We start from the raw sequence: 24,650 nt of genomic DNA on the forward strand, positions 1-24,650 counted from the left end.
TGCCCCCTGCTCTTTCAGACGGTGATCAAGCGCTCGCGCAACTTGGCAATCTCGTCGCGCATCTGCGCCGCCGCTTCGAACTCCAGGTCACGTGCCAGCTGGTACATCTTCTCTTCCAGCGCCTTGATGCGCTTGGCGATCTCGCCCGGTGAGCGCAATTCGGCTTCGTATTTGGCGTTTTCCTCGGCCGCCTTGGCCATGCCTTTACGCTTCTTGCTGCGCGAACCCGGCACGGTAGCGCCTTCCATGATGTCGGCAACGTCCTTGAACACGCCCTTGGGCGTGATGCCGTTGGCCAGGTTGAAGGCGATCTGCTTGTCGCGGCGACGCTCGGTCTCGCCGATCGCCCGCTCCATGGAGCCGGTGATCCGGTCGGCATACAAAATCGCCCGACCATTGAGGTTACGCGCCGCCCGGCCGATGGTCTGGATCAGCGAACGCTCGGAACGCAGGAATCCTTCCTTGTCGGCATCGAGGATCGCCACCAGCGACACTTCCGGCATGTCCAGGCCCTCGCGCAGCAGGTTGATCCCCACCAGCACATCGAAGGTGCCCAGGCGCAAATCGCGGATGATTTCCACCCGTTCCACGGTGTCGATGTCCGAGTGCAGGTAGCGTACGCGCACGCCGTGGTCGGCCAAATAATCGGTCAAGTCTTCTGCCATGCGCTTGGTCAGCGTCGTGACCAACACTCGCTCTTCCAGCGCGACGCGCTTGGTGATTTCCGACAGCAAGTCGTCGACCTGGGTCAGTGCCGGGCGAATCTCGATTTGCGGGTCCACCAGCCCGGTCGGACGCACCACCATGTCAATGACGCGCCCGGCGTGCTCGGCTTCATAGTTGCCCGGTGTCGCCGAGACGAAAATCGTCTGCGGGCTGATGCTTTCCCACTCGTCGAAACGCATCGGCCGGTTGTCCAGCGCCGACGGCAGGCGGAAGCCATATTCCACCAGCGTTTCCTTGCGCGAACGGTCGCCCTTGTACATCGCCCCAACTTGCGGAACGCTGACGTGGGATTCGTCGATTACCAGCAAGGCGTCGGCCGGCAGGTAATCGTACAGGGTAGGAGGCGGCGCCCCGGCTTCGCGGCCGGACAGGTAGCGCGAGTAGTTCTCGATGCCGTTGCAATAGCCCAGCTCAAGAATCATCTCCAGGTCAAACCGGGTGCGCTGCTCCAGACGCTGGGCTTCCACCAGCTTGTTGTTGGAACGCAGGTATTCCAGGCGCTCCTGCAACTCGACCTTGATCCCTTCGACGGCACCCATCAGGGTTTCCCGGGGCGTCACGTAGTGGCTTTTCGGGTAGAATGTGAAGCGCGGTAGCTTGCGGAGCACTTCACCGGTCAGTGGATCGAACGCCGACAGACTTTCCACTTCATCATCGAAGAGTTCGATGCGGATCGCTTCGAAATCCGATTCCGCCGGGTGGATATCAATCACGTCGCCGCGCACACGGAAGGTCGCACGGGCGAACTCCATGTCATTGCGGGTGTATTGCAGGTCGGCCAGGCGCCTCAGCAATTCACGCTGGTCGAGCTTGTCGCCGCGATCCACGTGCAGAACCATCTTCAGATAGGTTTCCGGACTGCCCAGACCGTAGATGCACGACACTGTGGTGACGATGATCGCGTCCTTGCGCTCGAGCAATGCCTTGGTCGCAGAAAGGCGCATCTGTTCGATGTGGTCGTTGATCGAGGCGTCTTTCTCGATGAAGGTGTCCGAGGACGGCACGTAGGCTTCGGGCTGGTAGTAGTCGTAGTAGGAAACGAAATATTCCACGGCGTTGTTCGGGAAGAACGCCTTGAACTCGCCGTACAACTGCGCGGCCAGGGTCTTGTTCGGCGCCAGCACCAGGGTCGGACGCTGCACCTGGGCAATCACGTTGGCGATGCTGAAGGTCTTGCCCGAGCCGGTTACACCGAGCAACGTCTGGTGCGCAAGCCCGGCTTCGATGCCCTCGACCATCAGGCGGATGGCTTCCGGTTGATCGCCGGCGGGCTCGAAACGGGTGACTAGCTGGAATTCAGACATGAACTACCTCTCGGTTCTCGGAGCAGGGATATCGCACCTGCACGGTAAAATCGGCAGAAACGAGAAAGGCCGCAAACGACGCAGGTCGCCCGAAGAAAATACTGGATTGTGCTCAATGTGGAGCCGATTGCCCGCGCTTTCAAGGCAAACGTCCTACATCCCTTGAAGTCTTTGACGCAGGCATTCGACTAACGGTCGAAAAATAATCGGAAAAACTTACCGTAAAAGCCGATTCGTCTGTCGCCATCACTCGCGGATGGCCTCTATACTAGCTCCCCGTTTGTGCACCGCTCTAGTGCATTCGGCTGGAGCGCGACACGTCCCTCCACTCTCCATTCAGAGCCGCCGCAAAAATGAGCCTGTTCTCCGCTGTCGAAATGGCACCACGCGATCCAATCCTGGGCCTCAACGAAGCATTCAACGCCGATACCCGTACCAACAAGGTCAACCTGGGCGTCGGTGTTTATTGCAACGAGGAGGGGAAAATCCCACTCCTGCGCGCCGTTGTCGAAGCCGAAACCATTCGCGTCGCTCAACACGCTTCCCGTGGCTACCTGCCAATCGACGGCATCGCCGCCTACGACCAGGCCGTGCAAAAACTGCTGTTCGGCAATGATTCGCCGCTGATCGCCGCTGGCCGCGTCATTACTACCCAGGCCGTTGGTGGCACGGGTGCACTGAAAATCGGTGCCGACTTCCTCAAGCAACTGCTGCCAAACGCCGTCGTGGCGATCAGCGACCCGAGCTGGGAAAACCACCGCGCGCTGTTCGAAACCGCCGGTTTCCCAGTGCAGAACTATCGCTACTACGATGCCGCCACCCATGACGTGAACCGCGTCGGCCTGCTGGAAGACCTGAACGCCTTGCCGTCCGGCTCGATCATTGTCCTGCACGCCTGCTGCCACAACCCGACCGGCGTGGACCTTAGCCCGGCGGACTGGAACAACGTCCTGGACGTGGTGAAAGCCAAAGGGCACGTGCCGTTCCTCGACATGGCCTATCAAGGTTTCGGCGATGGCATCGACGAAGACGCCGCTGCCGTGCGCCTGTTCGCCGAATCGGGCCTGACCTTCTTCGTCTCCAGCTCGTTCTCCAAGTCGTTCTCGCTGTACGGCGAGCGCGTAGGCGCCCTGTCGATCGTCAGCGAATCGAAAGAAGAAAGCGCGCGCGTACTGTCGCAAGTCAAACGCGTCATCCGCACCAACTACTCCAACCCGCCGACCCACGGCGCAAGCATCGTCGCTGCCGTGCTCAACAGCCCGGAATTGCGCGCCCAGTGGGAAGCCGAGCTGGCTGAAATGCGCCTGCGCATTCGTGGCATGCGCACCCAGATGGTCGACACCCTGGCGAAAAACGCGCCGCAACGCGATTTCAGCTTCGTCGGCCGTCAGCGCGGCATGTTCTCCTACTCCGGCCTGTCCGTTGAACAAGTGCATCGCCTGCGTAACGAGTTCGGCATCTACGCCCTGGACACCGGCCGTATCTGCGTGGCGGCGTTGAACCAGAGCAACATCAAGGTTGTGACGAATGCGATTGTCCAGGTGATCTGACGTTCGCGTGGTACGAAAAACGGGAAGCCTTTGGGCTTCCCGTTTTTTATTTGTCGCAGATAATTCTCAAAGCCTAGACCTACCCCTCTAAACTGCACACATCTATCCACTGTGGGAGCGAGCCTGCTCGCGATAGCGATTGTCCTGCCAACAACAATGTTGAATGTGATGCCCTCATCGCGAGCAGGCTCGCTCCCACAGGTTTCGTGTACACCCGGGATTTTTTATGAGAGCCGATATGAAAAACGATAACCTGCGCGCCGACCGCGACGACCTGGATGACTTCATCCCCCGCGCCCCGGCCAAACAACGCGGCAACAACCTGGTGATGCAAGTCGCTGCCGGCGTGTTTCTCGGCGGCCTGGCCCTGTGGCTGGTGCAGCTGGGTGCTACGGCGCTCTACGCCAAACTGATGCTTGGCACCATCACTTTCGGCGGTTAGGCCAGTTCGGTCGCGCGCTGGCTGGCAGCGTCGTCATAGGCGACATACAGCGATTCAGCGACCTGGCTCTTGATCGCCTTGGTACTTTCCAGGCCGAGGACAAAACCTTCGGCCTTACCCCCCGCGCGATTCAACTCATCAGCGTTGCTGGCCTGCGTGATTGCATCGAACAGTTTTTCGGCGTGCGGGCCGACACCCTTGGGCAGGCTGATTTGCGCGATGCTCATGGGAACACCCCACTGTGTCGGGATTTTGTGGCGGTCAAGCAAGTCATGGCACGTACCTTATCGGCGAATGGCCGGCAGCGCGTGGAACCACTTCCGGGCAGCCATGTTAGCCCCCGCCAGCGATTCCGGTAACCGCCAATCACCGATAAACCACCGTCCGTCCCGAGAAAACCCTCCCGTCATTATCAAATGCTTGACTTCTCTTTTTGAATCAGTAACATAGGCGCCATTCCGCGATAGCTCAGTTGGTAGAGCAAGTGACTGTTAATCACTGGGTCCCTGGTTCGAGTCCAGGTCGTGGAGCCAGACAGCAATATCGAAAAGCCCCTGAATCGAAAGATTCAGGGGCTTTTTTGTGGCCGATGGAAAAGCAAAAAGATCGCAGCCTGCGGCATGTAGAAGCTGCCGCAGACTGCGATCTTTTGACCTTAGGCTTTCAAATCGTCAGACATGCTCACTGCTTTTGGCATGCACCGCGCGTGGCTCGCCATGCCCGTGATCCACCTCAATCACCGGAATCTCCTTGCCATCACAGTCGTGCAACTTGCCGTCGCTGAAGTAATCCCCTTCACGCAACGCCGCCAGGTCCTGGTAGCGCAACACCCGCTCGGTACCGGCCGCAAACACCGATTGCTGGTCGGAATTACCGGCGGTGAGGTGGTTGAAGGTCAGGTTGAGCACGATCGCCATGATCGCGGAAGAACTGATGCCCGAATGGAAGATCGTCGCGAACCAGCTTGGGAAGTGATCGTAGAAGTTCGGCGCGGCAATCGGGATCATGCCGAAACCGATGGAGGTCGCGACAATGATCAGGTTGACGTTGTTGCGATAGTCGACCTTGGACAGCGTACGAATGCCGCTGGCCGCGACGGTGCCGAACAGTACGATACCGGCCCCGCCGAGGACGGAGGTCGGCACGGCGGCGATGACGCGCCCCATGAACGGCAGCAGGCCGAGGATTACCAGGAACAGGCCGCCGGTGGCTACCACATAGCGGCTCTTGATGCCGGTCACCGCCACCAGCCCGACGTTCTGGGCGAAGGCGCTTTGGGTGAAGGAACCGAAGATCGGCGCGATCATGCTCGACAGCATGTCCGCACGCAGACCATTGCCCAGACGCTTGGAATCGACCTTGGTGTCGATGATCTCACCCACGGCCAGGATATCGGCCGACGTCTCCACCAACGTCACCATGACCACGATGCACATCGACAGGATCGCCGCGAAGTGGAAGGTCGGCATGCCGAAATGGAACGGGGTCGGGAAACCAAACATCGGCCCCTGGCCGACGGACGAGAAATCCGCCATGCCAAGGAACACCGCGACGACTGTACCGATGACCATCGCCAACAGGATCGACAACCGGGAGATGGTGGCGCTGCCGATCTTGCTCAACAACAGCACCAGCACCAGTGTCATCGCTGCGAGGCCGATATTGGCCATGCTGCCAAAGTCAGGGGCGTGACTGTTGCCACCCATGGCCCAGCGTGCCGCCACCGGCATCAGCGTCAGGCCGATGGTGGTGATTACGATTCCCGTGACCAGCGGCGGGAAGAACTTGGTGATTCGCGAGAACACCGGCGTAATCAGCAACCCGATCAGGGACGCGGCTATCACCGCCCCGAGGATCGACTGGAACCCGCCCTCGCCTCCACTGCTGACAATCGCCACCATGGTCGCGACGCCGGAAAACGACACACCCTGCACCAGCGGCAACTGACAACCGAAAAACGGTAGACCCAGGGTTTGCAGCAACGTGGCCAACCCCCCCGCAAACAATGAAGCAGCAATCAACAATCCGATGTCCGCCGGCGAGAGGCCGGCCGCCTGGCCAATGATCAAAGGCACCGCGACGATGCCACCGTACATGGTCAGAACATGTTGCAGGCCGTAAGCCATATTCGCGCCGATCCCGAGATTTTCATCTTCAGGCCGTTGGTGTGAAACATGGGGCGTTTTCATGTTAGGGGGTTCCCTGGTTTTTGTTATGCGTACACTGTATTCAATACTCAGGACAAATGTCCATAGAGTTGTATACAACTTGCCAGTCAAATTATGAACGGTCGTTCATGCAGACTGTGTGCCACTGCGCGCCTTCTCGCACAAAACCTTGAAATACATCCTTGCGACCCATTCTCCTGCGCCCACTGGTCTTTTGAGTTCATGGCGACCATCGGTAGTGATCGCCGCCTTCCATATACATATAAAGTATGCATAAATAAGCCATTCGAAATTCAGTATCACAAGGCGAAGAACGCAGCCAACAAAGTATCTGGAGGCTTGACCCATGAAAGACGAGTACGACTTCAGCCATGCCAGTCGTGGGGCAGTCGCCCCCGGCAAAGGCAAGACCCGTATCACCATCATGCTCGACGACGTCGTCATCGAGGCGGCACGTGCGCTCGCGGAAAGCGAGGGGTATGGCTACCAGACCGCGATCAACAACACGCTGCGCCGGGCGTTGCTGAGCGAGCATGGCAAGACCGAGACCAGTGCTTGCAGGCACCTGAAAAAAGGCATCAGCGCCTCTGACCTGAAAGGCCTGGAAAAAAAGCTAGCGCAGGCCCTTAGCGAAATTCAGCGGGTGATGGAGCCCGAAGCCCGGCCGTAAGGCCACAGGCACGAAAAAAGGGCAGTTTGATCCAATCCGCCCCTTTTTTGTGTGCACGATGAGCCACCTATTGCGGCGCTATCAAACGCTCAAGTGTGCGCATCAATGTCGCGTGGGTCGGCACACGAATCTCGAACTCACCTTCCAGTATGTCGATCAACGCCTGCACATCGGCCACTTGCCGACGTTCGCTGTCATGCCCGATGCGATGGATCGCAAAGCTGCCGTTATTGAGGGTACGGCGCCAACCCTCCCCCGTGCGCGCCACCATCAATTGCCGGGCGAAGGATGATTCGGGGTGGGTCGAGACATACCAGTTGCCGACGGCGTAATCGATATCCTCCTGGCGTTGCAGGTCGAAGATGTACATCGCGCGCCATTCATCCGCGACCTTGGCACGCAGGGTGTAGCCGTCGGCATGCTGCTCGAGGCGATAGGGCTCGTGAGGCGTCGACTGTTCATCACGGCTGTCGAGCAACAGCGGCGCGGTGGGCACCATGCCACCGAAGCCGACGTCGGTGATGTAGCGCACGCCGTCGAGCGTCACCAGGCTCAAGCGGTGCGTACGAGCGGTCCAGGCGCCCTCCGGCTGCCCCATCACCACACGCCCGCTGATGCCCCGCGCGTCGTAGCCAAGGGCCTGCAACAAGGCCAGGAACAGATAGTTGAGTTCGTAGCAGTAACCGCCGCGTCCATCCTGCAGGACCTTTTGCTCGATCGACGCCAGGTCGATGCGCACCGGCTCGCCCGCCAGTGTCGTGAGGTTTTCGAACGCAAAGGCGCCGGTGTGGCGCAATTGAAGCAGGCGCAGGGTTTCAAGAGTCGGCGCCGGGGAAGCGTCGAACCCCAATCGTTGCAGGTATGACGCAAGGTGTGTCAGACGTGGCTCGCTCATCGCTTGATCCTTATGCACGCAAGCTGCGGATCGCTCCGCCAGGGGAGGCTATGTATAAGGGATGAAGGGCGATCACCGACAATTGATTTAGCCAATCGGTCGGCTGGAAAAATCAACGACGCTTGCGCGAGCCCAATTGAATCCAGGTGGGCGCATGGTCACTGGCATGGGGTTCGTTGCGTACCCAGGCATCGACCCCGGCTTCCTCGAGGTAAGGACTCGCGGCCGGGTTGAGCAGCAGGTGATCGATGCGTAACCCGGAGTTCTTCTGCCAGTGCTGGCGAAAATAATCCCAGAAGGTATAGACCCTCTCCTGCGGATACAGGTGACGCACGGCATCGGTCCAGCCCTGGTCCAGCAAACGCTGATAACACTCGCGGCTCTCGGGTTGCAACAAGGCATCCTTGAGCCAGGAACGCGGGTTATAGATATCGAGGTCGGTGGGAACCACATTGTAGTCACCCGCCAGCACCACTGGATGCTCGCTGCCCTGCAGCGACTGCGCGTACTGGATCAGGCGCTCGAACCAGGCCAGCTTGTAATCGAACTTCGGCCCCGGTTGCGGATTGCCGTTGGGCAAGTACAGGCACCCCACCAGCACCCCATGGACGGCTGCTTCCAGATAACGGCTGTGGGTATCGTCGTCATCGCCGGGCAGGCCTCGGCGGCTTTCCAGCGGCTGCGCATCCCGGGCCAGAATCGCCACCCCGTTCCACGATGCTTGCCCCTGCCAGATCGCCCCGTAGCCGACAGCTTCCAACTGCGCGGCGGGAAACGCACTGTCGACCGACTTGAGTTCCTGCAGACAGGCGATGTCCGGCTGCTCGCGCTCAAGCCAGGCCAATAGATTCGGCAGGCGGGCCCGCATGCCGTTGACGTTGAACGTCGCGATTCGCAGCTTTTTCATGACCACCGTCCCGTTTGGCTGGGCCTATTGGGTGTGACCACACCGCCTGCCAGCTGTTCGGTCAATCACAACCTGTGCCGCTCGTCATCCAGTCGGCACCAAGCGCCCCGCCCTTCACACCAACTTCAGGTAACGACTCATTTTTTGGAGACGGACCATGATCAATACCAAACTCACTTCGCTGTTTCTCGCCGGTTTGCTCTGCGCGGCCCCCTTGGCCACCTTCGCGGCGTCCGGCGATGGCGCGGACGCGACGGGCACTAAATCCGGTGCAACCAGTGGCCCGGTCATGCCGCCCGACAACACCCCGAGTTCGCCCTCGGGCGGCAACGCCGGTGACGGTGGCGCCACCGGTTCTTCGAGTGGCAGTGCCGGTGGCAGCAGCAGTTCGGGTGCCGGAGGGGGCACCGGGGCCGGTGGCGGGACCGGTGGGGCTGGCGGCGGGACGGGCAGCTGAACGCGTAAAGGCAGCCGATGGTGATTCAGCCTCGGCTGCCTTCTGCCCCGTACCTACATCTGCCTGACCGCCGGCGGATTCCACTAGTCATTCAACGTCTCGGCCCCGGGAGCGGTAGAGCTACCGGAACGCTAGACGATCAATTACACAAGTTCCGAGAGGAGGACGGTCGGCCCCACATCAACGATCCGATCGCATCAGCGCTTGGGCTTCGCTCTCCATCGATAACACCGCCGAACGGTTCCTGCCCGAGTGCTTGGCCTGATACAGCGCAGCATCCGCGCGCTGGATGAACACTTCCATGCTGTCACGCCCCGTCGGCACGAACGAATAGCAACCCAGGCTGACGGTCACGAATCCGGTAGGCGAGCCCGTGTGGCTGATGTTCTTGCCCATGACGCTGTGGCGAATCTGTTCGGCGAGGGTCATGGCACCACGGATATCGGTATCGGGCAGCAACACCGCAAACTCTTCACCCCCGTAACGCACCGCCAGATCGGCCTTGCGGTGGCAGCAGCTTTTCACGGCCCGCGCCACTTCGGCCAAACAGTGATCACCCACCACGTGACCGTAGGTGTCGTTGTAGCGCTTGAAGAAATCGATATCGAGCATGATCAGGCTCAGCGGACTGTTTTTCCGGGCGCCGCGACCGAATTCGATATCGAGGGCCCGCTCGAACAGCCTTCGATTGGCCAGGCCGGTCAGGCTGTCGTGGGTGGCAATCAGTTCCAGCGCGTGTTGAGCCTTGCGCAAATCCGCCTCGACCTGCTCACCGACACGCACCTGACGAATGAACACCCAGCCGATCAGACCGACCCCCAGCATGACCAGCACGACGATTGCGCTGGAACGCACCGCCGTGTCGTACCACCCCGCCAGGATCGAGTCCCGGGAGGATGCCGCCGAGACCACCAGCGGGTAGGCCTCCAGCTGCCGATAGCCATACAGCCGGACAATGCCATCCACCTCGGATGCGAACATCGCGTTGCCGGAAGTCGCCCGCGGTAAAAGGTCCTGGAAGATTTCCCCCTTGGCCAACGATGTACCGATCTGCGCCTGCACATAGGGCCGGCGTGCCAATAGCGTGCCATCGGTCAACGCCAGAAACATCGTGCCGTTGTCGTCGATACTGAAGCTTTTGAAGAACTGCTCGAAGTACGACATCTTTATCCCGGCCAGCAGCACTCCCTGGAACTGGCCATTGCGATCATTGACCCGCTTGGAGACTGGAATGATCCATTCTCCGTTTTCCCGACTGCGGATTGCCGGGCCTATATGCGCCACGGACGAGATGTTCTGCTGGTGAAACTTGAAGTACTCGCGGTCTGCCACGCCGTTGCCGCGAGGCAGTGCTGCAAATGAGGTGACGACCCACTGGCCCTTTTGATCAAACAGCAGGATGCCGTGCAATTGATCGAGCACCTGCACCCGCCGGGCGAAGGTTTTCTGCAAGCGCGGACGCTGGGCAGGGCCGAATCCGTCGGTCTGGATCCAGTCCACCAGGCTGGTCAGCACCAGATCGGCCTGCATGAAAGTGTCTTCGGCCTGCTGTGCCATGGCCCGCGCCAGGTTCGACGACGCAATCTGGGCCTGGCTCAGGTCGTGGCGTCGGGATTGTTCCAGTTGCAAATAAAGCAGGCCGCACAGACACAGGCACACCGTGCCGATAAACAACACCGCAGCCTTGCGCAGTGGAATGCGTTTCAAGGCGACGCCGGGGGCGTGGTACAGGTCATCAAGGCGTGGTGGCAAAGAGCGCTCCCCTGAAAAGGCAAGGCATGAGCGACGCCCATGCCCCCTGATTTCGGCCGCCAAGTCTACGATGTTCCAAACGGGAAAAGGACAACAGATGCCAAATGGTTGCTTGTCCCGCCAGGAAACCCTCGGTGGCATGACCCAGGACAACAGCCACATCGCCGTCAAGGAGCTACGATGTGTCTTACACCACGTCAGGGAATTGAAAATGAGCAAGGCAGACGAGCTCGCGATAAAACTGAAACAGACCCGGCTTGCCAGCACGGATCAGGCGATCGACAGCTGGCCGGGCCAGGTCTATGCGCTGTATCAACGGATCGAGGCCTGGCTACAGCCCTTGACCGAGGCCGGCATGGTCCTGCGGCGCAACCCTACTCACGTGTACGAGAGTCACCCGCTGGGCGACACTTTCGACTATGCCATCGACCAATTGGTGATCAGCGCCAATCACCACAGCATCACCTTCGACCCTGTTGCGCGTTTTACGGCAGATGGCGAGGGGCGGGTCGAAATTCACAGTCAGGGCAATGAACTTGCCCTGGTGCGCACCGTGGACGAACACGGTGCAACACATTGGTGGCTGCAAGAGCTCGAGCAAGCCGCAACGCGGCCGGATGCGGTGGCGCTGACTGAAAACAATTTGCTGTCAGTGGTACAGGCAGGACTGGCGCTCGGATAATCAGCGCAACGCTGGAACCCGAATATCCCCGGCGCGGCATTGGCTTTTCACGCCTTTGCCGCACGAGGCAAACGCCAGGTCCTTGTCCATGCAGACGCGAACCTCCGACAACTGCGGCCCCTTGCAGATCACCACGACGCCATCCACCGGTATCCCCGGATTGCTCTGGCGGAACATCCGCGCAATGTCCGCAGCGGCAAAGTAATGCGTGCTGCTCAACGGTTGCAGCTGCTCGGGAATCCTCACCGCGCCCAAGGCCTTGTCGGAAGCCTCCAGGTAACCGTCGGCGCCGAGGCCGCTGCACGTGCCGTGCTTGGCCCATTCGTGCTCGAGCAATTTCCTCGACGGGTACAGCGTCAAGCCCTTGGCTCGCTCCTCTGCCGAGAGCTTTAGCCTCGGCGCGCAAGACTTCGGCCAGCCACCCCGGGTGTATTGCGGCCATAGGCCGTGCAGCACAAAACCGTAGCCTTGGCCGGAACATTGCGCGTCGTCAGCGTGGGTCAGGCAATACGTGGGTGACCAGGACAGCGCCAACAGGTAGTAATCGAACACCCCTGCCACGGATTCCGGTCCGCCATTTCGCGAATCCCGGGCGCTGCTCGTGCCGACGCTGGCGAGCGTCAACAGGATCAGCGCGACCACGGCATGAAGTCTGTTCATCGGCACGCTCCCGCAGGGTGGCTGACCGACGACGGGTCGATCAAAAGCCGCTACTTTGGCATAGCTACACGCGCTTTCGCACCACGAGAGTGAGTAGAAATGATTATGCAGTGTGATCAGTCAGAGCAAGCTGTCGAGCTCCTGCAGCGTCAACCGGGGGATTAGTCGCTGTGGTATTTTCGAGATATCGGACAGGTTGTGGACCTGAAAATCCTCATTCACCACCTGCTGCGACAGGATCTTGAAGGACGGCAGGATTCTCGTATGAAAATGCTCATCGAGCACGCAGGGCGAAAGGAACCGGCCCGGCTTTTCATAGAAGCGCCCCGCCGTCGGGTCCAGGTCGACGCCGACCAGGAACACCCGGGTAAATCCCAAGTGGTAGGCAAGCTGCAAAGCCAGGTAGGCAACGGTGCGGGCGTCAAAAAAACCGCGTTTCAGATTCTTGCTGAAGCCGAGAGTCTTGTTGCGGGCGCTGCCTAGCCTGCGGCCCCTGACAAAGTCCTTGTCTGTCCTGAAGAAATCGCTCCACGAAAGCCTGGGGGCCCGGGTCAGAAAGTACAGCTTGCCCTGGGGTTTTACCGACGTGTGCCAGATATGTTTTTCCCACAATGCAACCCGCTCGCTGATGCGCATCGCTTCGGTGAACAGCTCCGGTTGCTGCTCGGAAAAGCCCTGGTCCGTACAGACATAGAAATACGGCCTGATACCCGTCCCGATGAATTTCGAAATGGCACCGTTCATGGTGATCATCGGAACGCCAGCATACTTGTGCAATGGAAAGTCTTTTGCCGATGCGCCCGACGCCACGATGAACACCGGACCTGTTTGAGTGTTGCGGCACTCATCCAGATCATGCACCCGAAGCGAACCCGTGATGTGTGTCATTTTTTTATCGGCAACATCCATCCTCAACGGCCCCATCCCTGTTTATTGATCAACTGTGACCCGCTTCCATGTCGATAGTTTTCAACGGATGAACCTACAATTTGCTTCTGTGCAGGACATCAGGAGCTACGATTTATCTTGGCCTGTTACCACCAGTGGCGGTTCTGCACGCTGCAATTCAAGGGCGGGCAATTTGGACGGCTGGTTCAAGAGTCGCAGCACCGGCGAATCGTAACCGTAAACGTCGGGTTTGAACGTCACCCGTCCGTCGGTATTCAGGTCCACCGTCCAATAGGCCAACAGCACGGGCACCTTGACGGGAAGCTTGATGTTTTCGGTCCTGCCATTGGCCAGTTGTTTTTGTATACCCGCCGTATTCCAGCGCACAGGGTCGTTGAACAGCAATTCGACCAGTTGCAACGGATTCTCCACCCGGATACAGCCTGAGCTGGTGGCACGCATGGATTTGGCGAACAACTCGCGATGGGGCGTGTCGTGGAGGTAGATCGCATAGTCGTTGGGGAACCGGATGACCACCTGCCCGAGCGAGTTTTCCGGGCCGGCGTCCTGGCGCAGTGTGATGCCGCGTGCATTGGACCAGTCGACGCTCGACGGATCGAGTGTATTGCCTTCGCGGTCCAGGGCGCGTATCCGGTTGGCCGCGAGGTAGCCCGGATTCTGCTGGATCTTGGGCAGCATATCCTTGACCAGAATCGTCGGCGGAACAGTCCAGGTGGGGTTGAACGTGATGTAGGTGATTTCCGACTGGAACACCGGCGTACTGCGAAATGGTTTGCCAACCTGCACCCGGGAGCGCCAGATCGGCTTGCCGTCGCGGTACAGGGCGACCTTGTAGCCGGCGATATCGACGATGACAAAGGTGCCTTGCAGCTTATAGAGCAACCAGCGCGCCCGCTCCATGTTCACCCGCACCTGGTCGATTCGCGCCTCGACCGGCACATTCAGCGCCGCCAGCGTCGACGCCCCCGCCACGCCATCGGCGCCTAGGTATTGTTCGAGCTGAAATTTCTTCACCGCGGCAATGACACTGTCGTCGTAATCGGTGCGACTGGACTTGCGCGGGTCCAGGTACCCGGCCGCCACCAGGCGTGAGCGCAATTGCCGGACGGCGGCATTGTCCATGCCGGGCTTGAGCGACTGCCCCTCGGCGACTTTCGGCCAACCACCTGCGTCACGAATCCGGCGCAACTGCGCAAGGCTCTCGCGCAGGCTGCGATAAACCGCCTCCTGGGGTGGCGCCTGGGCGAACGCGCGAGCCACGTCATGATCGTCCAGGGCAGTAAAGAAGCTATTCATGTCCTCGCGGGGATCGATGCCCTCGGGTTCGAAGTTCCAGTGAAAATCCAGCCGCGCCGGATCCACCTTGCCACGGCGCAACTGCAGCAGCGCCGTGATGTAGGTACGGGTGGCCGCGATGTCGAAAGCCGCCGATTGCGCCGGTGTCGGCGCCGTGGCCTGCAGCGCCAGTTGCGCCTGGGCCAGCTCGCCAGCCCGGTAATCCTCGGGCACCAGGCCATCGGCCTGGGTGTCATCAAGCCCCTTGAGCAATTGGCTGACATCCTGACCGTTCGTCCAGGCCGCGCGGTAATTGCGATGCGAATAGAAATCCAGGACCACCCGGGCGACATCCACCCGTCGATGTTTTTGCGAGGTCAACAGTGGCGGGAATGAAGATTGCAAAGGTTCGAGCTGCGCCTGGATCGCCTGACCAACGACATCATCGGGTGCAGCACCGACCACAGTCACTGGCGTCGGAGATACCTGCACGATCGGCGAAGTTTCACCCATGGCAGTGCCGCTGATCAGAAAGACCATAAAAAATACACGGCTTATGACGAATAACCTTGTTAATTGACCCATGGATAATCCTTAATCACCTGTAATCAAAGGGCTAGCGTCCAACTCACTGCTAGACTCGAAATATTCCTGATGAGACATTTTTATGGCGCTACATCGCTTTGGCTTCCTGCCAGTCCTGTTGCTGACGTCGGCTTTTCTTCCATCAGCCTACGCCGATTCGCTCGAAGTCGCGCTGGCCAAAGCGGCTCCAAACGCCAATGCCAAGGTCATTGCCCTGGCGGTTCGCGCAACACAGTGTACCCGCACCCAAGGCGCAGCCCCGGCACAGAGACTAGCAGTGATCGATTATTCACTGCCTTCGACCGAACAACGCCTGTGGGTGTTCGATCTGAAAAAACGCAAGTTGCTCTTCCACGAACTCGTCGCCCATGGCCGCAACAGCGGCGAAAACATGACCACCCAGTTTTCCAACCAGAATGAAAGCTTCGCCACCAGCCTTGGCCTGTACCGTACCCAACAGAGCTACGTCGGCAAGAACGGCTATTCCCTGCGCATGGAAGGCCTGGAACCGGGCTTCAACGATAACGCCTTTGACCGGGCCATCGTCATCCACGGCGCGCCCTATGTCAGCCCGGTGCTGGCTCGCGCCAACGGCCGCATCGGCAGGAGTCTGGGCTGCCCGGCAGTCAGGCCGGCCATCGCCCACCGCCTGATCGACTCGATGAAGGATGGACAGCTGCTGTTTTCCTACTATCCGGACCAACGCTGGCTGAAATCGTCTTCGTACATCAATTGCGGCAGCGGCACGGTAGCCTCGTCGGACAAGGTCACTTCACGCCAGTAAACATCCCGCGCAAGCGGTCATCTGCCAAAAACGGGCACGACATCAGGGAAATTGCGTCGAACACACGCTTATAATCCGCTCGTTCGCCCGTATTCGAGACCGGTATGACCGCTATCCATATCAAGTTCCCCTCCCTGACCCTCAAGGCTGGCGCCCGGGCACTGGCACGCATTCGCCAGAACGGCTTGAGCGCCGCCGATGTCGGCACGCTACCCGGTGCCGCTGGGGGTCCCAAGGCCCTGGGGATTCAGGGGCTGGACCTGGCATTGTTCGGCGAATGGCTGCCGGCGGCGCCGCGCGAGCGCTCGTTGATCGGCGCGTCGGTGGGTTCCTGGCGTTTTGCCAGCGCCTGCCTGCCGGATGCCGCCGAAGGCCTGCGGCGCCTTGGCCACCTCTACACCGAACAGAACTTCAGCAAAGGCGTGACCATGGCGCAGGTCAGCCAAAGTTCCCGGCGCATGCTCGATGATCTGCTCGACGGGCGTGACGCGGCCCTGCTCGACAACCCTCATTACCGCTTGAACATCATGGTGGTCAAAAGCCACGGCCTGCTCGCGGACGACCATCGCGGCCGCCTGGGCCTGGGCCTGTCGTCGGTGATCGCCGACAACCTGCGCGGTCGTGCACGGCTGTCCCGGCACTTCGAGCGGCTGATCATCCACGACCCGCGCCTGGCACCGCCGGTCAACGCGCTGAACGACTTCCCCTCGCGCTTCGTCGCCCTGGACAGCGCCAATCTGCGCCAGGCCCTGCTCGCCTCGGGTTCGATCCCGATGGTGATGGAAGGCGTGCGTCATCTTCCTGGCGCCGGTGCGGGCACGTTCCGCGATGGCGGTCTGCTGGACTATCACCTGGACCTGCCCTACAGCGGCAACGACATCGTGCTTTATCCGCACTTCACCGATCGGGTGATTCCCGGCTGGTTCGACAAGACCCTGCCCTGGCGCCGCGCCTGCCCTGTGCGCTTGCAGGATGTCGTACTGCTGGCACCCTCGAAGGAGTACCTGGCGCGCCTGCCCTACGGCAAATTGCCAGACCGCAATGATTTCAAGCGCTTCATGGGCGATGCCCCGAGCCGCCAGAAATACTGGCGCACGACCATGGATGAAAGCCGCCGCCTGGGCGACGAGTTTCTCGAACTGGCGGCCAACGGTCGTCTCGCCGAACGCTTGCTGACCCTTTAGTCAGGACAAGCTGTTAAACTCGCCACCTGCCCACATCGCCGCGGCGATCGCCACCTGAACAGAGCTGAAACCACTGTGGAAATCTTCAAAGAATTTACCTTCGAATCCGCCCACCGCCTGCCCCACGTCCCGGACGGCCACAAGTGCGGCCGCCTGCACGGTCACTCGTTCAAAGTGGCGATTCACCTCAGTGGCGACCTCGATCCGCATACCGGCTGGATTCGTGACTTCTCGGAAATCAAGGCGATCTTCAAGCCGCTGTATGAGCGCCTGGACCACAACTATCTGAACGATATTCCTGGCCTGGAGAATCCGACCAGCGAAGTGCTGGCCAAATTCATATGGGCCGAACTCAAGCCGCTGCTGCCGGAATTGAGTGCGATCCGGATTCACGAGACCTGCACCAGCGGTTGCATCTATCGCGGCGAGTAAGCCCATCGATCAAAAAAACCACCGAGACCGGTGGTTTTTTTATGCCTATGCTTTTTGGCTCGCACCCGCCGAGAGGATACGCACATGACTGACTGGCCGCTGGCTCAGAGCTATCGCTTCAATGGGCATTCCGTTCGCTACGCCGTGCGTGGCGATGGCCCGCCGCTGGTGTTCGTGCATGGCACGCCCTTCTCTTCCTTTGTCTGGCACCGTATTGCACCGCATTTCATCACCACGCACCGGGTGCACTACTTCGACTTGCTGGGCTACGGGCAATCGGAAAAGGTCGATGGCGACGTCTCCCTGGGTGTGCAAAACCCGTTGATGGCGCAGTTGCTGGAACACTGGGGCCTGGATCGCCCGGACGTGGTGGCCCACGACTTCGGCGGGGCCACAGCCCTGCGCTGCCATTTGCTCAACGGCAAGGACTACCGCAGCCTGACGCTGATCGATCCGGTGGCGCTGACGCCCTGGGGTTCGCCGTTCGTGCAGCATGTGCGTCAACACCAAGCCGCTTTCAGCGGTGTGCCGGATTACATTCAGCGGGCCATAGTCCCCGCTTATATTCGCGGGGCAATCAAGCGCGACATCCCGGATGCCGAACTCGCCCCGTACGTGCAACCGTGGCTGGGCGATCCGGGACAAGCGGCGTTCTATCGGCAGATCGCGCAAATGGACGAACGCTACACCCGCGAGGTTGAGGGCCTGTACCCGACAATTCGCTGCCCGGTGCAGATTCTCTGGGGAGAGGACGACCAGTGGATTCCCATCGAACGCGGACGGGCCTTGCAGGGCATGATTCCGGGGGCGCAGTTTCATGCGGTGGCCAAGTCCGGGCACCTGGTGCAGGAAGATGCGCCGGAAGCCATCGTGGCGGCGTTGATGCGTTTTTTGCCGTTGGATATGACGGTTTGACGCGGCCGCCTTGAACATTGGGTTGGTCTTGAGGCCGCCATCGCTGGCAAGCCAGCTCCTACAGGGATCGTGTACATCCGCGAAAAGACCGCTGGCGACAGTTGCCGCTGCCGAGCTAACGTAGAGCTATCGTCCAAACGGTTCTCTGAAAGGATCTGCCTGATGCACATCATCAACGCCCGGCTGCGCAACCAGGAAGGCCTGCATGAGCTGCACCTGGAAAACGGCCTGATCAGCAACATCGCCCGGCAGACCGAAGCGCCGACCCTGGGCCCCGACGACCTGGACGCCGGTGGCAACCTGGTGGTACCGCCCTTCGTCGAACCGCACATCCACCTCGACGCCACCCTGACCGCTGGCGAGCCGCGCTGGAACATGAGCGGCACGCTGTTCGAAGGCATCGAATGCTGGGGCGAGCGCAAGGTCACCATCACCGAAGAAGACACCAAGGTGCGCGCCAGGAAAACCCTCCAGGCCCTCGCCGCCCATGGCATCCAGCACGTGCGCACCCACGTCGACGTCACCGACCCGCAGCTCACGGCGCTCAAGGCCATGCTCGAGGTGCGCGAAGAAAGTCGGCATCTGGTCGACATGCAGATCGTCGCCTTCCCCCAGGAAGGCATCGAGTCGTATCGCAATGGTCGCGAGCTGATGGAAGAAGCCATTCGCATGGGCGCCGATGTGGTGGGCGGCATTCCGCATTTCGAGTACACCCGAGACCAGGGCGTCAGCTCGATTAAGTTCCTCATGGACCTGGCCGAACGCACCGGTTGCCTGGTGGACGTGCATTGCGATGAAACCGACGACCCGCAGTCACGCTTCCTCGAAGTGCTGGCCGAAGAAGCCCGCAGCCGCGACATGGGCTCGCGGGTTACCGCCAGCCATACCACGGCCATGGGCTCGTATGACAACGCCTACTGCGCCAAGCTGTTTCGTCTGCTCGGGCACGCCGGGATCAGCTTCGTCTCCTGCCCCACCGAAAGCATTCACCTGCAAGGGCGTTTCGACAATTTTCCGAAACGCCGGGGCGTCACCCGGGTCAACGAGCTGCTGGAAGCCGGCATGAACGTGTGTTTCGGCCAGGACTCGATCGTCGACCCCTGGTACCCGCTGGGCAACGGCAACATTCTTCGGGTGCTCGAAGCCGGCCTGCATATCTGTCACATGCTCGGTTATCGCAACCTGCAAAACGCCCTGGACCTGGTCACCGTCAATAGCGCCAGGGCCATGGCGCTGGGTGAGCGCTACGGGCTTGAGCCCGGGCGGCCGGCGAACCTGTTGATCCTCTCGGCGGAGAACGATTACGAGGTTATCCGCAGCCAGGGCTTGCCGCTGTATTCGGTGCGCGGCGGCCAGGTGCTGATGAAGCGGACGATGCCGGTGGTGGAGCTTGCCGGCGGACAGGTCTGAAGGTTGTGGTGACTGGGGCTGGCCCCTTCGCGGGCAAGCCCGCTCCTACAGGTTTTGTGAACGAAAAAAACCATTGTAGGAGCAGGCTTGCCTGCGAAGGCGATTTGAAATTCAACCCATCAATCGAGCCGTACCAAACAGGCTGACCCGACGCAACTCCCCCTGCTCCTCTTCCAGCAAAATCGGCGCCGTACCACCGGGCATCGTCACCTTCACCTCGCCGGCCTCGACCCATCCTACCCGCCAAGCCGCACAAGCCACCGCCGTGGCGCTAGTGCCGGAAGACGCCGTCGGCCCTTCGCCGCGCTCAAACACCCGCGCGACGACTCGCTGCCCGGTTTCGTGCATCGCCCATTGCAAATTGATCCCCGCCGCACAAGGCCTCCCGCCCCCAATGGGCATGGCGAAAGCAATACGCGTCAGCCCTTCGCCCAACGTTGGCTCGCGCATCTGCTCATTGCTCGGCAAGGCCTCGGCGCTGTCCACCAGCGTCACGCAGTGGGGATTGCCGACCCGCGCGAACTGACTGCGCGACCAGGCGCCATTGAGCGCCGACAATTGCCGCACATGGCTGAGTTCACGGCCATTCAACCGGACTGTTTCAACGCCACCGGCACTGACCGCCGACGGCCCGAAGCCAGGCTGGCCGAGGTCGAGCCAGAAACCCTGCACGCCTTCCACTTGCGCAGCTTTCACGGCTGTCTGCCCCGGTGAAGGCGTATCGGATTTGTCGTGATGCACCCTGAGTACACAGGCTTCGTCGCCGGGGAAAAGCCCCTGGTCGCTCAATGCCTGGGAAAAAATCGTCAGCCCGTTGCCGCTGCGCTCGGCCAGGGTGCCGTCTGTGTTGACGATCAACAGATCAAAGGGCGGCGATGACTGAAAGGGTCCGACCAGCAAACCGTCACTGCGATGATCCTTGCTGCCCGGCGGTTGCGTGCCCGGCGCCCATGCACAGCACGCCTCGATGGCCGCCAGCGCCCAAGCCTTGCGGGTTTGCGCGGCGTGGCCGGCCTGATCGGGCACGTCGATGCCTATTTGGCGCAGCGCCTCTGGCGCCACCACCCCGTAGATATTGCCCCGTGCATCGTACATCCGCGCCATGGCGCCCTCCCTGCTGGATACTTTGCCTTCGGCACAACATATCGCGAAACACGCACTGGCTGTGCAAGGATGTCAGCCTGTGGGCGTGCAGGACGCCACGTCCGCTGAACGAACCCTCGGGGCAGGATCATTGTCCCTTGCAGACGCGACGTTTTTAGCCAAGGACTGATATGACCAACCTCAACACCCGGACCTCATTCGTGCCAGGGCGCCTGGAACAGATGTCCACGCGCATCGCCTTTTTCATCGCCGGTTTCGGCATCGCCGCCTGGGCACCGCTGGTGCCGTATGCCAAGGCGCGGGCCGGGCTGGATGAAGGCACCTTGGGTTTGCTCCTGCTGTGCCTGGGCGTCGGCTCGATACTGGCCATGCCCGTGGCCGGCATCCTGGCCTCACGCTTCGGTTGCCGCAAGGTGGCGACCGGCGGCACCCTGCTCATCTGTGCGGCGCTGCCGCTTTTGGCCACGGTATCGTCGATTCCGGCCTTGATTGGCGCCTTGTTCATGTTCGGCGCGGGCCTGGGTACCGTGGATTCGACGGTGAACCTGCAAGCAGTGATCGTCGAACGGGCCAGTGGCAAAAACATGATGTCGGGGTTTCACGGCCTGTTCAGTCTGGGCGGCATTGTCGGTGCGGCGGGCGTCAGTGCGCTGCTCGGCCTGGGACTTGCGCCGTTGGGCGCGATGCTGCTGGTCAATGTGTTGCTGCTGGTTGCACTGCTCAAGGCTGCACCGCACATGCTGCCCTATGGCAGCGAACGCTCTGGACCGGCGTTCGCCGTTCCCCACGGCATCGTGCTGTTTATCGGCGGGATGTGTTTCATCGTGTTCCTCGCCGAAGGTGCCGCCCTGGACTGGAGCGCGGTATTCCTGACGCAGGAACGAGGCATCGACAAGGCTTATGCGGGATTGGGCTACGCGGCCTTTGCCCTGACCATGACGGTGGGTCGCTTGACCGGTGATTCCATCGTGCGTCGCCTGGGCGCCACGCGGGTGATCGTCTTCGGCGGGGTGACGGCGGCGGCCGGACTGTGCCTGGCCACGTTCGCCCCCAGCTGGGAAGCGGCGTTGGCGGGCTATGCGTTGCTGGGCGCCGGCTGTTCGAACATCGTGCCGGTACTGTACACCGCGGTGGGCAAGCAAACCGTCATGCCGGAAAGCATTGCCGTACCGGCCATTACCACCCTGGGTTACGCGGGGATACTGGCGGGGCCTGCGCTGATCGGATTTGTCGCCCACGCCGCCAGTTTGAGTTTTGCCTTCGGGTTGATGGCGTTGTTGCTGCTGGCGGTGGCGATTGGCGGGAGGGTATTGAAGGTTTAAAAGCTTCGCTGGCAAGCCACTCCTGCAGGTTTGCGCCAACCTTGTAGGAGATGGCTTGCCAGCGAATGCAGGCACCTCGGTCTGTCAGAACCCGACGCTGGCCTGCACAAAGAACGTTCGCGGCGTGCCGACGTACATACCCGCGTTGTTGTCGCTGGAGCGGGTGAAGTACTGCTTGTCGAAGATGTTTTTCACCCCGGCCCCGAGCTTCAGGTTCGACACCTGCGGACCGAAATCGTAGCCCGCGCGCGCGTTCCAGGTGACGTAGCCCGGAATGTCGCCGTACTGCCCATCCGCCGTGCCTTCGGTGATGTAGTTGTTGCTGAAGCTGCCGTCGGCGTTCACCGCCACGCCCGGCGAGCGTTGTTTGGACTGGGCAAAGGCATCCAGGTTGTAGGTCCAGCGATTGATGTCGTAGCGCAGGCCGGCGGTCGCCACCTGGCGCGAGTAGAACGGCAGGTCCCGGCCCTTGAAGTCCGGAATCTCGCCTTCATAGACAGCGCGGGTATAGGTGTAGCCGGCGTTCGCGGTCAGGCCGGCAAGGCGCGGGTCCAGTGCCGCCATGTCGTAGTGCACCGACGCCTCGATCCCCCTGTGCGTGGTGGCGCCGAGGTTGGTCCAGCCCGCATCGTTACTGATGTATTGCAGCTCTTTATCGAAGTCAATGTAGAACAGCGTCACTTCACCGCCCCACACCTCGTCGTTGTAGCGAGTACCGAGTTCGTAGGTCTTGGCTTTTTCCGGCTCCAGGCCATTGGCGGTTTCGTCACCCGTCCCGCCCTGGCCCAGCTGGAAGTACTGCAGGCTGCCGAACGAGGTCTCGTAGTTGGCGAACAGTTTCCAGGCATCGGAGAGGTGATACATCACGCTCAGGGCCGGCAGCGGCTCATTGCTCTCGATACTGCGGCGCTTCTCCGGCACCGGCCGGCCGGCGGTGTCGAGCACAGGGCGGTCATGCCAATCGGTGCTAATGTGTTCGAAACGGATACCCGGGGTGACGGTCCAGTTGCCGACGTCGATCTTGTCGTCGATGTACACCGAGTTGGCTTCAGTACCACCCGTACGGTCCTGATAGACGTGGCCGTCCGAACCCGGCCGCACCACCGGCTCGTTGTTGACCAGCGCCAGGCGGCTGGCTTCTTCGTGCATGGCTTCTTTCAGGTAGCGGTAACCGACGCTGACTTCCTGGGTGCTCGGGCCGACATCGAACACATGGGAGACCCGTGGTTCGATGCCAAAGGTGTAGTAGGTGCGCGGGAACGAGCCGAGGGTTTTCTGATCGCGGGCGGCGATGTTGCTGCCACGAAAACTGTCGGTGTAGTAGGTCAGCACTTCGGCCTGGGTGCGGTCGTCGAGTTGCCGGACCCACTTGAACGACACGTCCTTGCGCCGACCGCTGAAGTTGTCGTGGTCGCGGTCGGACTGGAACGGATCGGCGTCATACTGCGCCTGGGTCAGGCCGCCGGGCATGTCGGCGCTGGCATCGTAATAATGGAAGTTGAGGCTGAAATCATCCACATCGGTCGGCGCCCAGTGAGTCTTGAGGATCACGTCGTCGATGTCATTGCCATTGTTGCTCTTGCGGTAACCGTTGCCGTTCACCGCGGAATACAACAGTGCCACGCCCAGGCCGTTGTCGGCGGTGCCGCCGGCGAACAGCGTATCGATGTGCTTCCAGCCACCGTGCTGGGAGGTTTCCAATGTGCTGCCGATTTCCGCCGAGGCTGTTTCCGGGATCGCCCGCGTCACGAAGTTGATCACCCCGCCGACGTTCTGTGGCCCATAACGCACGGAGCCGGCGCCGCGCACCACGTCGATGCTGTCAAGGTTGCCGGAGGAAATCGGCGCCATGGACAACTGCGGCTGGCCATAAGGGGCGAAGGCCGCCGGCACGCCATCGATCAACACGGTGGAGCGTGGTGACAGGCGCGAGGTCAGCCCGCGAACGCCGACGTTCAGCGAAATATCACTGCCACCGGTACCGTTGGCTTCCTGCACCTGCACACCCGGCACGCGCTTCAAGACGTCGCCGACGTTCATCGCACCCTGCTCGACCATGGCCTCGCGACGAATCACGGTACGGGCGCCGGGGTGGTTCTGCACCACCGCGGCATCGGCATCGCCAAGCCAGTCGCCCACCACCTTGATGTCCGTCACGCCAAGCTCCAGCGGGCCGTTTGCCGCAGCAGCCGGGGCTGGCAGCAACGTCACCGAGCCTTCGTCGATCTGGTATTGCAGGCCGCTTCCTTGCAGTAACTGGCGCAGCGCTTCTTCCGGCGCGATATTGCCTTCCACCGCCGGGGCCTGTTTGCCGGCCACCAGCTCAGGGCTGAAAAAAACCTGCAGCGAGGTCTGCTGGCCCAGCTGGCTCAGGGCCTGACCCAGGGGTTGCGCCGGGATACGGATAGCGTCGGCAGCAAAGGCCTGGGGCAGCACCAGGTTGACCGCCAGTGCGAGGGCCAGCGGCAACCAGGTGGACTTGTTGTTTTTAGCGGTGGTCTTTTTCACGTCGAACGT

At 60.9% G+C, this 24,650-nt stretch carries 22 protein-coding genes and 1 tRNA gene; 12 read left to right on the forward strand and 11 right to left on the reverse strand.

The features are described 5' to 3' along the window. Positions 1–14: 14 nt before the first annotated feature. Entirely contained in the window at positions 15–2,030 is a 2,016-nt protein-coding gene (gene uvrB / locus BKX96_RS22685) for an excinuclease ABC subunit UvrB (RefSeq protein ID WP_046817883.1), read from the reverse strand. A gap of 353 nt (positions 2,031–2,383) precedes the next feature. Between uvrB and BKX96_RS22690 the strand changes: the two genes are divergently transcribed. Then, positions 2,384–3,580, forward strand: coding sequence for an amino acid aminotransferase (locus tag BKX96_RS22690; protein ID WP_077185523.1), 1,197 nt, complete (start codon positions 2,384–2,386; stop codon positions 3,578–3,580). A gap of 238 nt (positions 3,581–3,818) precedes the next feature. Further along, entirely contained in the window at positions 3,819–4,022 is a 204-nt protein-coding gene (locus BKX96_RS22695) for a hypothetical protein (protein ID WP_046817881.1), read from the forward strand. Here BKX96_RS22695 and BKX96_RS22700 read toward each other — a convergent pair. Beyond that, positions 4,019–4,249 carry a hypothetical protein gene (locus BKX96_RS22700; protein ID WP_046817880.1) on the reverse strand — a complete coding sequence of 77 codons (231 nt, stop codon included), beginning with the start codon at positions 4,247–4,249 and terminating at the stop codon, positions 4,019–4,021. The genes BKX96_RS22695 and BKX96_RS22700 overlap by 4 nt on opposite strands. A 230-nt stretch (positions 4,250–4,479) precedes the next feature. On the opposite strand from BKX96_RS22700, the gene BKX96_RS22705 reads away from it, so the two are divergent. After that, a tRNA-Asn gene (locus tag BKX96_RS22705) sits at positions 4,480–4,555 on the forward strand. 138 nt (positions 4,556–4,693) lie between these two features. Here the strand turns inward: BKX96_RS22705 and BKX96_RS22710 are convergent. After that, on the reverse strand, positions 4,694–6,211 hold the full coding sequence (locus tag BKX96_RS22710; protein WP_046817879.1) for a nucleobase:cation symporter-2 family protein: 1,518 nt from the start codon (positions 6,209–6,211) through the stop codon (positions 4,694–4,696). A 325-nt stretch (positions 6,212–6,536) separates the two neighbouring features. Between BKX96_RS22710 and BKX96_RS22715 the strand changes: the two genes are divergently transcribed. Continuing rightward, on the forward strand, positions 6,537–6,860 hold the full coding sequence (locus BKX96_RS22715; protein ID WP_046817878.1) for a BrnA antitoxin family protein: 324 nt from the start codon (positions 6,537–6,539) through the stop codon (positions 6,858–6,860). A gap of 67 nt (positions 6,861–6,927) precedes the next feature. On the opposite strand, the gene BKX96_RS22720 is transcribed toward BKX96_RS22715, so the two are convergent. Then, the gene (locus tag BKX96_RS22720) at positions 6,928–7,755 is read right to left on the reverse strand and encodes an arylamine N-acetyltransferase family protein (protein WP_046817877.1); all 828 of its coding nucleotides are present in this window, start codon (positions 7,753–7,755) and stop codon (positions 6,928–6,930) included. A 112-nt stretch (positions 7,756–7,867) separates the two neighbouring features. Then, a complete protein-coding gene (locus tag BKX96_RS22725) occupies positions 7,868–8,662 on the reverse strand; it encodes an exodeoxyribonuclease III (RefSeq protein WP_046817876.1) in 795 nt (264 codons plus the stop codon). 157 nt (positions 8,663–8,819) lie between these two features. Here BKX96_RS22725 and BKX96_RS22730 point away from each other — a divergent pair, with 157 nt between their 5' ends. After that, positions 8,820–9,119 (forward strand): hypothetical protein, encoded by a 300-nt coding sequence (locus BKX96_RS22730; protein ID WP_046817875.1) that lies wholly within the window; start codon positions 8,820–8,822, stop codon positions 9,117–9,119. A gap of 180 nt (positions 9,120–9,299) precedes the next feature. Here the strand turns inward: BKX96_RS22730 and BKX96_RS22735 are convergent, their stop codons facing one another. Further along, positions 9,300–10,871 carry a sensor domain-containing diguanylate cyclase gene (locus BKX96_RS22735; protein WP_077185524.1) on the reverse strand — a complete coding sequence of 524 codons (1,572 nt, stop codon included), beginning with the start codon at positions 10,869–10,871 and terminating at the stop codon, positions 9,300–9,302. A gap of 211 nt (positions 10,872–11,082) precedes the next feature. Between BKX96_RS22735 and BKX96_RS22740 the strand changes: the two genes are divergently transcribed. After that, positions 11,083–11,553 carry a PH domain-containing protein gene (locus tag BKX96_RS22740; protein WP_046817873.1) on the forward strand — a complete coding sequence of 157 codons (471 nt, stop codon included), beginning with the start codon at positions 11,083–11,085 and terminating at the stop codon, positions 11,551–11,553. Here BKX96_RS22740 and BKX96_RS22745 read toward each other — a convergent pair whose 3' ends face one another. The 3 genes from BKX96_RS22745 to BKX96_RS22755 all read right to left on the reverse strand — a co-directional run bounded on the left by BKX96_RS22745 (position 11,554) and on the right by BKX96_RS22755 (position 14,982). Beyond that, positions 11,554–12,213 (reverse strand): ribonuclease T2 family protein, encoded by a 660-nt coding sequence (locus tag BKX96_RS22745; protein WP_046817872.1) that lies wholly within the window; start codon positions 12,211–12,213, stop codon positions 11,554–11,556. A 120-nt stretch (positions 12,214–12,333) separates the two neighbouring features. Next, a complete protein-coding gene (locus tag BKX96_RS22750) occupies positions 12,334–13,122 on the reverse strand; it encodes a WaaZ-like lipopolysaccharide core biosynthesis protein (protein ID WP_077185603.1) in 789 nt (262 codons plus the stop codon). A gap of 105 nt (positions 13,123–13,227) precedes the next feature. Further along, positions 13,228–14,982, reverse strand: a complete 1,755-nt coding sequence (locus BKX96_RS22755; RefSeq protein WP_077185525.1) for a L,D-transpeptidase family protein — start codon at positions 14,980–14,982, stop codon at positions 13,228–13,230. 82 nt (positions 14,983–15,064) lie between these two features. On the opposite strand from BKX96_RS22755, the gene BKX96_RS22760 reads away from it, so the two are divergent. The 5 genes from BKX96_RS22760 (at position 15,065) to codA (ending at position 19,707) form a co-directional block, all read left to right on the forward strand. Next, positions 15,065–15,766 carry a murein L,D-transpeptidase catalytic domain family protein gene (locus BKX96_RS22760; protein ID WP_046817870.1) on the forward strand — a complete coding sequence of 234 codons (702 nt, stop codon included), beginning with the start codon at positions 15,065–15,067 and terminating at the stop codon, positions 15,764–15,766. Between the two features lie 104 nt (positions 15,767–15,870). Further along, the gene (locus tag BKX96_RS22765; protein WP_077185526.1) at positions 15,871–16,950 is read left to right on the forward strand and encodes a patatin-like phospholipase domain-containing protein; all 1,080 of its coding nucleotides are present in this window, start codon (positions 15,871–15,873) and stop codon (positions 16,948–16,950) included. A 75-nt stretch (positions 16,951–17,025) separates the two neighbouring features. Next, complete coding sequence (gene queD, locus BKX96_RS22770; RefSeq protein ID WP_008056290.1) at positions 17,026–17,382, forward strand: 6-carboxytetrahydropterin synthase QueD; 357 nt, start codon at positions 17,026–17,028, stop codon at positions 17,380–17,382. An 84-nt stretch (positions 17,383–17,466) separates the two neighbouring features. Continuing rightward, complete coding sequence (locus BKX96_RS22775; protein ID WP_077185528.1) at positions 17,467–18,297, forward strand: alpha/beta fold hydrolase; 831 nt, start codon at positions 17,467–17,469, stop codon at positions 18,295–18,297. A 162-nt stretch (positions 18,298–18,459) separates the two neighbouring features. Continuing rightward, positions 18,460–19,707, forward strand: coding sequence for a cytosine deaminase (gene codA / locus BKX96_RS22780; protein ID WP_046817867.1), 1,248 nt, complete (start codon positions 18,460–18,462; stop codon positions 19,705–19,707). Between the two features lie 111 nt (positions 19,708–19,818). Here the strand turns inward: codA and BKX96_RS22785 are convergent, their stop codons facing one another. Further along, on the reverse strand, positions 19,819–20,811 hold the full coding sequence (locus BKX96_RS22785; protein WP_077185529.1) for a hypothetical protein: 993 nt from the start codon (positions 20,809–20,811) through the stop codon (positions 19,819–19,821). A gap of 170 nt (positions 20,812–20,981) precedes the next feature. Between BKX96_RS22785 and BKX96_RS22790 the strand changes: the two genes are divergently transcribed. Continuing rightward, positions 20,982–22,133 carry an MFS transporter gene (locus BKX96_RS22790; RefSeq protein ID WP_077185530.1) on the forward strand — a complete coding sequence of 384 codons (1,152 nt, stop codon included), beginning with the start codon at positions 20,982–20,984 and terminating at the stop codon, positions 22,131–22,133. An 84-nt stretch (positions 22,134–22,217) separates the two neighbouring features. Here the strand turns inward: BKX96_RS22790 and BKX96_RS22795 are convergent, their stop codons facing one another. After that, complete coding sequence (locus BKX96_RS22795; protein WP_077185531.1) at positions 22,218–24,641, reverse strand: TonB-dependent siderophore receptor; 2,424 nt, start codon at positions 24,639–24,641, stop codon at positions 22,218–22,220. Between the last annotated feature and the right edge of the window lie 9 nt (positions 24,642–24,650).

The sequence above is a fragment of the Pseudomonas putida genome (assembly GCF_001976065.1).
GTDB lineage: Bacteria > Pseudomonadota > Gammaproteobacteria > Pseudomonadales > Pseudomonadaceae > Aquipseudomonas > Aquipseudomonas serbica.